Consider the following 11,547-nt stretch of genomic DNA (forward strand, 5'->3'; position numbering starts at 1 on the left):
ACGAAAGATGACTCGCTGCAGAGATAGTATTCTGAGTTCCATGCCAGAAGAAAACAAGCTTTCATCCGCTGAGACAGATGTTTACGCGATCCACGGAGCAGATCCCGAAGTTCTCGCTTACGCAATGGCCAAATACTCGCGTTCCTCGCTCACCATGAAGGAATCGCTCGCAGAGATCAGCTCACAACGCGCCGAACAGTTCCTGAACACCTTCTACTTCCAATATGGTCATCGCTCCATCGCGGATCTAGCTCACATTCCCTTCGCCATCGAACGCCTCAGCTTGCTCGCAGCGATCGCATTAGTCGATGAGCAGCGTTGGGATGGACAAGAACGCTCCACACGTTACCAGAACTTCCGCACCTCAGGTTGGTTCACGCCGAATCTCGGAAGTCACACACAAGCCTTCACCTCCGCAGTCGAGGCGATGTTCATTGGCTATAACCGAATCAGCACTGGAATGCTGGAAGCCCTCAAAGCAGCCATTCCACAACCCGAATCCATGAAGGACGAAGCATACACACGAACGCTGAAAGCCAGAGCCTTCGACGTCGCTCGTTACCTTCTTCCGCTCGCAACCAACACCTCGCTGGGACAGATCGTCAACGCGCGAACGCTCGAGACGCAGATCTCGCGGCTTCTCACCAGTCCATTTGCCGAGATCCGTCAGATCGGCGAGAAGCTCCGCGCAGCCGCGAGCGAACCTGCCTGGAACGTCCAGCACGACGAAGCTCGCGTTCTCTGCCAGGAAGTCGAATCCGTAGATGGAGAATGCGGCGAACGAGTCCGCGATATTCTCCTGCGGCCAGTAAAGACCGCACCAACGCTGGTGAAGTACGCAACACCGAACGCGTATCAGTCGACCAGTCGCAGCGAGCTAGCTGCTGCTGCAACCGAACTGATGTCTGGACAGACGATCGATCCAGCGCCAGTCGTCGACCTGCTCGACGACGACGAACTGCTCGAAGTGGAGCTTGCAACGTCTCTGCTCTATCCGCATTGCCACTTCTCGTATCGTCAGCTTCGCGGTCAGGTTGCTGCGTTGAGTGCTGCTCGGATTACGGAGTTGGTCGAGTTGGGAACGAAGCATCGCGGACAACACGATGAGTTGTTGCGCAGCTTCAGCGCTGGTCATGTCTTCCGCTTCGACATCCTGATGGATATCGGTGGATTTCGGGATATGCATCGTCATCGCCGCTGCGTTCAGCTCTTGCAGGACTTTACTGATCTTCATGGCTATGAAGAGCCTGTTTGTCCAGGACAACCTTCGCTTGCGGTCGCAGGATTGGATGAGGAGTATCAGGCTGCGATGAATGCGTCGTTCGCTGCTTATCGTCAACTTCGGGATTGTGGAGAGGTGGAAGCAGCGGAATCGGCTCAGTATTGTCTTCCACTTGGAACGCGTTGCAGAGCGATGTTCAAGATGGACTTTGCGGAAGCTTTGTATATCTCGGAGCTGCGATCCGGAGTTGCAGGACACTTCAGTTATCGTCGAGTTGCTTGGGAGATGTTCAAGGCTGTTCAAGAACGTCATCCTTCGCTGGCGAAGCTGTTTCGGATTGAGGATGTGAACGATCCGGTGGATTTGCTGAAGCGTTAGCGATTTCGCTTTTTCTTTGCTTTTTATATTTTTGATGCTAGAATCCGCTTTGACTTTGTAGAGGAGAACTACTCGTGGCAGATGACCGTTCGAAGGCGATAGAACTGGCCCTTTCCGGGCTGGAAAAGCAGTTTGGCAAGGGTTCGATCATGCGTTTGGGATCGAAGGATGTGGTCCCGATTTCGGTCATTTCTACCGGCTCGATCTCTTTTGACGCAGCGCTTGGGGTGGGTGGAGTTCCACGAGGCCGTGTAATCGAGATCTTCGGACCGGAATCCTCGGGTAAGACCACCATCACATTGCAGATCATCGCCGAGGCGCAGAAGGCTGGCGGCCTCGCAGCGTTTGTGGACGCGGAGCATGCGCTTGATCCGGCGTACGCCGGGAAGCTGGGCGTCGACATCGACAATCTGCTGGTCAGCCAGCCGGATTACGGCGAGCAGGCTCTTGAGATCGTCGAGGCGCTGGTGCGGTCGAATGCGATCGACGTGCTCGTGGTCGACTCGGTTGCGGCACTAGTGCCGAAGGCCGAGTTGGACGGCGAGATGGGCGACTCGCACATGGGCTTGCAGGCGAGGCTGATGAGCCAAGCGCTGCGGAAGCTTACTGGAACGGTCTCCAAGTCCCGAACCTGTCTGATCTTCATCAACCAGATTCGCGACAAGATCGGCGTAATGTTCGGCAATCCTGAGACGACGACCGGCGGCAAGGCGCTTAAATTTTACTCCTCGGTGCGCATCGACATTCGCCGGATTGGCGCGGTGAAGGATGGCGACGTCGTCGTCGGGTCGCGGACCAAGGTAAAGATCGTGAAGAACAAGGTGGCGGCTCCGTTCCGCGATGCCGAGTTCGACATTCTGTATGGCGAGGGCATCTCCCGCGAGGGCGATGTGCTCGATCTGGCGGTGCTTCACAACATCGTAGACAAGAGCGGCGCGTGGTACAGCTACCAGGGCGAGCGCATCGGGCAGGGACGAGAGAATGTCCGGAACTTCCTCAAGGAGAACAAGGACACCTTCGCTCGCGTCGATGCGGAGTTGAGGAAGAAGCTGGGCATCGCTGGTCTGCCCGAGACTGAGGTTCCGCCTGCTCCTTCGAATGGCGAGGCTGTGGCGAAGGATGTCGTCAAGGCTAAGAAGTAGCTCTTCCTTATCTTCAGGATTACCGGTGCGCCGATGGCTTTGCCATCGGCGTTTCTGCGTTCTTGATGGTGTCCCCCCCCTTGCCTGCATGTAAGCGGTTTTATTTCATGCGCTTACGTGCTGGAGGCGCCGCTAAATTCCTGTTAAGAAATGGCTTGTGTCCAAATATGTCTGGTGCAACGAGTTAGGTCTTTCCTCCTTAGGGTGTTTCGTTTATTTTTTCTTACTATTTCTATTTTATGGGTTTGGGTAAAACTCCAGTGCCAACTTTATTTGGTTTGTTTTGTTTGGGTTAGGTTGTTTTGGGACTTGACATGTGATTTTGCTGGGGTTTTTGGGGAGATAGAAGCAACGATTATTTATCGGATGGGTTTTCGGAGTTTTTGGAGCTAAGAAAAAGCTGGGGTAAGTTTTACATCCCACCCTTCGCTAGAGGCAAAGGCGCGAAGGATGGGGGCACCCGGGCTGTTGGGGTTGGTGAAAACGGGAGGCCTTGGTCTGAGATTCTCCACCTGGGCTTTGGTGCGTTATGGAAGGAAGGCGGTCGGCTTTGCCCGATACCCCACCCTATTTGCGATGAGACTGCAAAAAGGTGGGGCACCCGGATTGTGCTGCTTTGTTGGACGGTCTGAGGGTTGGGTTTTAGTTGTGGCCCAAGGTGATCTTTACGGGGTCGCCTTGTTGGATCTGGTGGCCGGCTAGGGGGGATTGGGATACTACGAGGCCGGGTGAGGGTGGGGTCGTGGGGGAGGATGCTGTTGGACTTGGGCTCGGGCTTGAAGATGGGGCTGGGGTGGAGGTGGGGGTGGAGGTTGGAGCGGTGGGGGTGATTGGGGTGAGGGGTGGGGTGGCTAGGTCTTCGACGCTGACGATGTGGAGTCCGGCGGCGGAGGTACGGGCGACGGCCTGGGACAAGGTGAGGCCAGCGAGGGAGGGCATGACGACGGAGGGGCCTGGCTCTTCTGCTGGGTTGAGGGCGGTTCTGGGGGTTGAGGAGGGTTCGGGGAGGGGAGCGCTGAGGAGGAGGCTGACTCGGGGGCTGTCGACGCCGCTGGTGCTGGGGTTGGGGGTTTGGGCCAGGACGATGCCGGAGGGACCGGGGGAGGGGAGGTGGGCGATGGCGCCGAGCTCGAGGCCGAGGCGGCGGATGGCGATGGTGGCGGGGCGTTCGGCCTGGCCGACCAGGGAGGGGATGGAGACCTGCTGGGGGCCGAGGCTTTCGGCGACGCGGACGGTCCACTCGCGTCGGACGACGGAGCCGGAGGCGGGAGATTGGGAGAGGATAAGGCCGGGCGCGACGGCGGGGGAGTAGAAGCGGCTTTCGATGTTGAGGCGGAGGCCCAGGGCGGTGGCTTTCTTTGCCGCCTCGGGGAGGGTGAGGCCGGAGAGGGCGGGGACCTCGACCTCACGGCCGTGGATGGCGATGCGCATCGCGAGGTAGGCGGATAAGAGCGCTACGGCGACCATCGCGAGAGCGCCGAAGGCGATGTTGAAGAAACGGTTGATGGTGGAGATCTTCATTTCTGGGTCTTCATTTCTGGGTCAAGGATACAAGGTCCAGGGTTTGGGGAGGTTTGGGTGGATGAATCGCGGTGCTTGAAGTGCAACGCTTCTCACGGCCAGTTGCCCGAGCCATCCTTGGGTACGCGCGGTGAGGTTCTGGTTTGAAGTTCGTTGGGATGGAGCCAGGGGCTTGTGGGAGGATAGAGGTACAACACATTAAGAAATTACAGATTGTCTTGATTACAGATGGTCTTGGCAAAGGATCTCCGCCTTAATCAAAATGCAGATTCTCGACCGAGTTTGTATCGTGCTGCTGAAAGTGTATGGCTTGATAGCGCTGCTTGCGTTGGCGCTGGTGCCGTTTTTCTTTCTTCCCGCCGAAGACTCCATCATCCTGTTTTCGTATAGCCGCAACCTGGCGGAGCATGGAGCGATCACGTTCCTGGCGCATGGTCCGCATGTGGAGGGCGCTACCGATTTCGCGTGGATGGTACTGGTTGCTGGCGGAATGCGGTTGGGTGTGTCGCCACTGTGGTTCTCCGCGGGTGTAAACGTCGTGTCTGCGTTGCTGCTGGCTGCGCTGTTGCTCAAGCTGGCTGGAGTTCGTCTCTCGTTGCCTCGCTTGCTTGCGGTTACGGGAGCGATTGCTTGTGTGCCGCAGATTCTTGCCGCCGCGGCGGGGTTCGCGGTTCTGCCGGATGCGGTTCTGCTGACCGCCCTGGTGCTCTTTGTGATGAGGGGGCGGTCTGGGCTCGCGTCGGTGGCTGCGTTCGTCTTCTGTCTCTTTCGGCCCGATGGCGTTGTGTTCGCTGTGCCGTTGCTCGCGTCTCTGTTCTATCTGTGGCCGCAGCGATGGAAGAGTGCTTCTTCGATTGGAGGTTTGTTTCTTCTTCCGGGGATGCTGTATTTCGTTTGGCGCTGGAGATATTTTGATGAGTTCTTTCCTCTTCCGTTTCTGGTGAAGTCGGATACGCACCGAGCGCTTGGGATCTTTGTTCTGCGATCGGTCCATCAAAGCTGGATGTTCCTTCTCTTCGCTCTCGTGCTGCTTGCTCCGGTGATCTTCCGAAGGCGAGCGCTGCATCTTTGGCTTCTGTTGCCGCTTCTGGCGCTTCCGACTCTCTTCTATTGGGCGATGCGGCTGGACCAGAATGTCGCGGCGCGGTTCTTCTATTACGTGCCATTGGCGGCTGCGATTGTTATCGCGGTGAATTGGGAGGCACTTCGAGGACGCCAGAGTGTGGTGCTCCGGTTGGGGTGCCTGGGCTGGTTGCTGATCCTGGCGATGCCTTTGTTCCGGGAGGTCCGAACCTTGCGGGATGGGCAGTTCACAGAGGTCAAGAGTATTGCCGAGGCGTTTAACCGTATGCCGCAGCACGGGACGATCCTCACGTCGGAGGCTGGCTTTCTGCCCTATTTCTCCGGCTGGACGACGTACGATGCCTGGGGCCTCAATACGCCAGAGTTCGCGCATCATTTTTTCCAGCGAGAGGATGTGGAACGGCTGAAGCCGGATCTGGTTGTCTTCCATCCGGACGATGCGGAGAGTTGCGTGGCGTTATCTTCCTGGTCTTCCGGATATACCGAGCGCAGGTGGCCGCATATGACGCGCAACTTAACTCTCGGCGCGAATCCGACGCATTATGAGCTCTGGCTTACTTCGTATGGATCGGAGTTCTACAGGCGGCGGAGGCACTGGCGCTATGGGGAGGGAGACCGCGAGTGCTGGCTGGTCCGAATCGATTCGCCTCTCTACCCGGAGATTACGCAGGTGTTGCGGGAGCATAACGGGGTCGCTCCGGAGGAGTCGCTGGTGTTGGAGAGGAAGCGTGGCGGGCTTCAACGCTGAAGCGAGCTTTGGGGGAGCTAGCGGCGGTTGTCGGTGGCGGGTTCCGGGTGGATGAGGAGGCGGGAGACCTCGGGGGAGTCTAGCTTGAAGGCGCTTTCGAGTGCGGTGATGATGGCGTGGACGCGGGCCATGGGGAGGTCGTCGGGCAAGGTGCAGTGGCAGGAGACCTGGATGCGGTCGGGGCTGTGGGCGGGGCTCTCGATAGGGCCGCCGCTGCTGGTGGCCGGATCGCCGGAGCGGGTGACGAGGACTTCGTGGATGTCGAGGATCTCGGGGAAGGCGTGGGCTACGCGGCGGAGGCGGACTTCGAGCTGGCGGTCGCGTTCGAGGGAGGTGGGGCGCTCGATGGTGGCGGGTTCGGATTCGATGTGGGTGAGGATGGTGGAGATCTCGGGGATCTCGTGGCGGATGTCGGACTCTAGCTCGGTGACGAGAGCGTGGGCGGCGCGGAGGGGCATGGTCTCGTCGACTTCGAGGTGCTGCTCGATGTGGAGGCGGTGGTCGTACTGCTGGACGGAGACGTCGTGGATGGCGAGGTTGGAGCGGGCGGCGACGGCGCGGATGCGGTCGTGGATGCTCTCGGCGAGGGAGACGGTGGGGACGGAGTGGACGATGACATCGGCTTCGGGGAGGTGGCGCTGGACGGCCTCGGTGGCGGCGAGTGTGATCTGCTCGGTGCGCTGGAAGGTGAGGTTGCGGGGCAGGGCGAGGGTGACGTCGGCGAAGTAGCTGGGACCGGAGCGGCGGGTGCGGAGGCGGTTAACGGCGATGACTCCGTCGATGGCGAGGAGGTCGTGGATGATTTCGCGGCGGGACTGGGAGGCGGCGGGTGTGGCGTCGGTGAGGGCGTCGATGGTGCGGCGGGCGAGAGTATAGCTGACGCGAAGGATGATTGCCGCGACGAGGAGGGCGGCGATGGGGTCGGCGAGCTCGAGCGCGGGGATGTGCCAGTGCTTTCCGGCTGCGCTGGCGGCTAGGCCGAGGAGGACGGCGACGGAGGACCAGATGTCGGTGCTGAAGTGTACGGCGTCGGCTTCGAGGGCTTCGCTGGAGTGTTGCAAGGCGACGCGGTGGAGGTTCCGGGACCGAGTGTAGTCGACGGCGATGGAGAGGAGGATGACGAGGAAGGGCCAGATGGAGAAGGACAGAGCGAGGTTCTGGCGGAAGAAGATGCGGTGGACGGCCTCGGTGACGATCCAGATGCAGGAGACCAGCATGATGACGGTCTGGACGAAGGCGGAGAGGGACTCGATTTTTCCGTGGCCGTAGTTGTGGTCCTCGTCGGCGGGACGGTCGGAGACGCGGACGGAGAAGAGGGTGATGGCGGCGGCGAAGAGGTCGACGCCGGAGTGGGCGGCCTCGGAGAGCATGCCGAGGGAGCCGGTGAGGATTCCGGTGAGGAGCTTGAGCAGGGTGATGGCGAAGGCGGCGAGGACGGACGAGAGCGCGGCGGAGTGTTTCTCTGCGTGGGCGGCGGGGACGGGCTCGTGTGTGGGCGTCATAGTCGCCGGAGGACTCATGGAGACGATGGTACTAGGCTACGGGTGGGGATGGGTGAACCTGCCGTTGAGACGGCGGATCTATATGGTTTACGGGGCGCTTTGCGTCAGGGTTTGGTGGCGCGGTAGAGGCCGGCAGTGCCGAGGGTGTAGCTGGTCCAGGTGGCGTTGATGAAGCCCGCGTCGGCGATGAGCTGGAGCATGCGGCGGGGACGGGGGAAGCGTTCGACCGAGGCGGGGAGGTAGCTGTAGGCGCTGAAGTCTCCTGAGATAAGGCCGCCGATGCGAGGAAGGACTCCCTTGAAGTAGAGGTTGTAGAGTGCGCCGATGAGGCCTTCGGGCTGGTTGCATTCCAGGATGCCGATCTGGCCGCCGGGGCGGAGGATGCGGTGGAGCTCGGCGAGGCCCTCTTCGTAGTTGGCCAGGTTGCGGAAGCCGAAGGCGGAGGTGACGAGGTCGATGGAGCCGGAGGCCAGGGGGAGGTGGAGGGCGTCGGCTTCGATAGGGATGATGTTGTAGGGAGCGAACTTTTCGGCTCCGCGGGAGAGCATCTGGTGGGAGAAGTCTACGGCTAGGATGGGGGCTGAAGTGGGTGTGACTGGGCGGTGCTTTTGGAGGGCGAGGGTCATGTCGCCGGTGCCGCAGCAGAGGTCGAGGGCGATGGCTTCGGGGCGCTGGAGGATCGGGCGGAAGGCGCGGGCGGCGCGGGACCACATCCAGCGGTCGAGGCCGGCGGAGAGGATGTGGTTGGCGCGGTCGTAGGTGGGAGCGATGGTGTCGAACATCTGCTGGACGGCGATGGCGGCGGCCTGCTCGTCGCTCGGAGTGACGCCAGTGGGGCGGGCTCCGGTGGAGAGTTCGTGCTCGGGTTTGATGGCGGGGGTCATGGTTTGCGGGTGGAGGCGACGGTCTGGCTGCGCATGAGGGAGAGCATGGATTCGGCGGCGGCGTGGAGCTCGGCGTCGGTGATGTCGAAGATGATCTGGGTGGAGCCTATGCCGGTGGGCAGGACGAAGGCGCGCTTGCCGCTGCGGTTCTTCTTGTCACTGTAGGTGAGGGCGACGAGTTTGTCGGCGGTGGCCTTGAAGGGGGGTAAGGGGCCGTATTGGAGGATCGCCGCGGTGATGCGGTCGGCTTGGGCTGCGGTGATGGTTTTGCGGGCGAGGGCGACCTGGAGGGCGGCGATGGAGCCCCAGCCGATGGCTTCGCCGTGGAGGAGCTGTTTGTAGTTGGTGGCGGACTCGATGGCGTGACCGAGGGTGTGGCCGAAGTTGAGGATCATGCGGAGGCCGAGCTCTTTTTCGTCCTGGTTGACGACGTCGGCTTTGACGCGGACGCTGGCGGCTACGACGCGGGTGAGGGCGGCTTCGGACTCTTTGGTGGGCCTTTTGGCGAGGATGGCTTTGGAGTTCTTTTCGAGGAAGGTGAAGAGACGGGCGTCGTAGATGACTCCGGCTTTGATGGACTCCTGCAGGCCGGCGCGGAGCTGGGCGGGGGGCAGGGTGCGGAGGAGGTCGGTGTCGGCGAGGACGGCCTGGGGGTGGTTGAAGCTGCCGACGAGGTTTTTTCCGGCGAGGAGGTTCACGCCGGTCTTGCCGCCGATGGAGGAGTCGACCTGGGCGAGGAGGGTGGTGGGGAGTTGGACGTAACGGATGCCGCGCATGTAGATGGCGGCGAGGAAGCCGGTGATGTCGCCGATGACTCCGCCACCGAAGGCGAGGAGGAGGGCGTCGCGGTCGGCTCCGGCGAGGGCGAGTTGCTGGGCGAGGGATTCGACCTGGGCGAGGCGTTTGAAGCGCTCTCCGGTGGGGTGGAGGAGGATGGTGGGAGCTGCTGGGCCGGTCTTGGGGAAGGAGGCGAGGAAGGGTTTGGACCAGTGCTTCCAGATCTCCGGGGAGGTGACGACGAAGGGGCGGAAGGGTTTGCCGGGGTTCAGGCGGGTGAGGCGCTGGGAGAGGGTGCGGAGGAGGCCGGAGCCGATGGTGACGTCGTAGGTAGCGGAGGGCGTTTTGATCGGGATGGAAGGCACGGTATGACTATGGTATCGCAGTAGATTGCGCTGAATGAGGTAGTAGCATCGAGTGTATGGACAGAGTTGATTTTCTGGTGGTGGGTGGTGGAATTGCGGGCCTGAGTGCGGCGATTCGGCTGGCCGAGTCGGGCAAAGTGCTGGTGGTGACGAAGGAGGAGCTGGCGGAGTCGAACACGGCTTATGCGCAGGGTGGGATCGCGGTGGCGATGGGGGGAGTGGAGGATGTCCGGCTGCACCTGGAGGATACGGTGAACGCCGGAGACGGGCTGGTGAATCGCGAGGCGGCCCAGGTGCTGGTGGAGCAGGGGGCGATGAGGGTGGAGGAGCTGCTGGCGTGGGGGACGGGGTTCGACCGCAGTTTGAAGGGTGAGGGTGGTGTGGCGGCGGGGGAGCTGTTAAGGACGCGGGAGGGGGCGCATAGCCTGTCGCGGATTTTGCATGCGAATGGAGATGCGACGGGGCGGGAGATCGCGGTCTCGCTGCTGCGGCATGTAAAGGAGATCGAGAGGATTGAGTTGCTGGAGTGGGCTACGACCGTGGACCTGCTGGTGGAGGATGGACGGGTGATGGGCGCCACGCTACTGGATGGGGAGGGCGGTTTAAGGGTGGTTCTCGCTAGGGCGGTGTTGCTGGCCAGCGGCGGGGCGGGGCAGCTCTACAGCGATACGACCAATCCGGCGGTGGCTACGGGAGATGGGATTGCGATGGCTTACCGGGCGGGGGCGGAGGTGAGCGATATGGAGTTCTACCAATTCCACCCGACGGCGTTTTCGATGGCGGGAGCTCCGCGGTTTTTGATGAGCGAGGCGTTGCGGGGTGAGGGAGCGTGGCTTGTGAACTCCCGCGGAGAGCGGTTTATGGAGCGGTATCATTCGCTGCTGGAGCTGGCTCCGCGGGATGTGGTGGCGCGGGCGATTACGCGGGAGGGCATGGATGGCGAGGTCTACCTGGATATGCGGCACGTTAAATCCGACCTGCCGGAGCGGTTTCCGGGGATATCGAGGTTTCTGGGGAGGTACCGGCTGGAGCTGGGGCGGGATCTGATTCCGGTGCGGCCCGCGGCGCACTATCTGATGGGGGGAGTGCGGGCCGATGTGCATGGGCGGACGTCTCTGCCGGGATTGTTTGCGGCGGGTGAGGTGGCTTGTACCGGCGTGCATGGGGCGAATCGGCTGGCGAGCAACTCGCTGCTGGAGGGATTGGTGTTTGGGGCTCTGGCGGCAGAGGCGATGGTTGCGCAGGGTGCAGAGGTGAGGGCTCGGGGGGCAGAGGGATTGGCGGTGGCTGATGCGGTGGAGTCGGCGGTCAGTAACCAGGGCGTTACGGGGGAGGCGGCTACGGAGAGGTGGATTGGGGAGTTGAGGGCGTTGATGTGGAAGGATGCCGGATTGTTGCGGGATAAGGTCGGGTTGGAGCGGGCGCAAAGGGGGCTGGAGGCGTTGGCGGTGACGATGCCGAGGGGGATGTTTCGGCGAGGGGTGGAGGCTCGGAATCTGCACCTGGTGGCGGGGTTGATCGTGGCGGCGGCGTTGGGGCGCGAGGAGAGCCGGGGAGCACACTTCCGGAATGATTTTCCGGAGCGGGATGCGGTGGGGCTGCACTCGGTGATGATGCGGGGCGAGCTGCGGTTTGTAGCCTGATGCGGTGAGGATTGACGGCTTCCTCCCCGCTTTGGTCGTTGATGGTTAGAAGAGTGTCAGAAGGATGGGGATGACGATGCCTGCGATCAAGCTGGCCGTGATCAGGCGCTTGTTGCGGATGTACTTGTAGGACATGTAGAGTCCGGTGACGGTGGAGAGCAGCAGGCTGAATGAGATGAGCGCGAAGAAGATCTTCATGGGCCAAAGGTTCTTCTTTTTGGCGGGTGGGGGGTTGGGGTCGGCGGGGGGGGGGGGGGGGTGGCGGAGCCGCGGGGGGGGGGG

General features: G+C 61.5%; 8 protein-coding genes and 1 pseudogene. 4 read left to right on the forward strand and 5 right to left on the reverse strand.

The features are described from left to right. The first annotated feature begins 40 nt into the window (after window positions 1-40). On the forward strand, window positions 41-1,600 hold the full coding sequence (locus HB393_RS24095; RefSeq protein WP_213807776.1) for an FAD-dependent thymidylate synthase: 1,560 nt from the start codon (window positions 41-43) through the stop codon (window positions 1,598-1,600). A 74-nt stretch (window positions 1,601-1,674) separates the two neighbouring features. Next, the gene (recA, locus tag HB393_RS24100) at window positions 1,675-2,742 is read left to right on the forward strand and encodes a recombinase RecA (RefSeq protein WP_213807777.1); all 1,068 of its coding nucleotides are present in this window, start codon (window positions 1,675-1,677) and stop codon (window positions 2,740-2,742) included. Between the two features lie 642 nt (window positions 2,743-3,384). On the opposite strand, the gene HB393_RS24105 is transcribed toward recA, so the two are convergent. Further along, the gene (locus HB393_RS24105) at window positions 3,385-4,263 is read right to left on the reverse strand and encodes a PASTA domain-containing protein (RefSeq protein ID WP_213807778.1); all 879 of its coding nucleotides are present in this window, start codon (window positions 4,261-4,263) and stop codon (window positions 3,385-3,387) included. A gap of 289 nt (window positions 4,264-4,552) precedes the next feature. Between HB393_RS24105 and HB393_RS24110 the strand changes: the two genes are divergently transcribed. Further along, a complete protein-coding gene (locus HB393_RS24110; RefSeq protein ID WP_213807779.1) occupies window positions 4,553-6,094 on the forward strand; it encodes a hypothetical protein in 1,542 nt (513 codons plus the stop codon). Between the two features lie 17 nt (window positions 6,095-6,111). On the opposite strand, the gene HB393_RS24115 is transcribed toward HB393_RS24110, so the two are convergent. From HB393_RS24115 to aroB, 3 genes are all read right to left on the reverse strand, one after another. Beyond that, window positions 6,112-7,596 (reverse strand): cation diffusion facilitator family transporter, encoded by a 1,485-nt coding sequence (locus HB393_RS24115; RefSeq protein WP_213807780.1) that lies wholly within the window; start codon window positions 7,594-7,596, stop codon window positions 6,112-6,114. Window positions 7,597-7,700: 104 nt separating this feature from the next. Continuing rightward, a complete protein-coding gene (locus HB393_RS24120; protein ID WP_213807781.1) occupies window positions 7,701-8,480 on the reverse strand; it encodes a ubiquinone/menaquinone biosynthesis methyltransferase in 780 nt (259 codons plus the stop codon). After that, entirely contained in the window at window positions 8,477-9,622 is a 1,146-nt protein-coding gene (gene aroB, locus HB393_RS24125; protein ID WP_213807782.1) for a 3-dehydroquinate synthase, read from the reverse strand. The genes HB393_RS24120 and aroB overlap by 4 nt, the downstream gene beginning before the upstream one ends. Window positions 9,623-9,678: 56 nt before the next feature. Between aroB and nadB the strand changes: the two genes are divergently transcribed. Further along, the gene (nadB, locus tag HB393_RS24130; RefSeq protein ID WP_213807783.1) at window positions 9,679-11,265 is read left to right on the forward strand and encodes an L-aspartate oxidase; all 1,587 of its coding nucleotides are present in this window, start codon (window positions 9,679-9,681) and stop codon (window positions 11,263-11,265) included. Window positions 11,266-11,310: 45 nt separating this feature from the next. Here nadB and HB393_RS24135 read toward each other — a convergent pair. Then, a pseudogene (locus tag HB393_RS24135) lies at window positions 11,311-11,547 on the reverse strand (PepSY domain-containing protein); the annotation flags it as partial.

The organism is Granulicella sp. dw_53 (assembly GCF_018449545.1).
Classification (GTDB): domain Bacteria; phylum Acidobacteriota; class Terriglobia; order Terriglobales; family Acidobacteriaceae; genus Edaphobacter.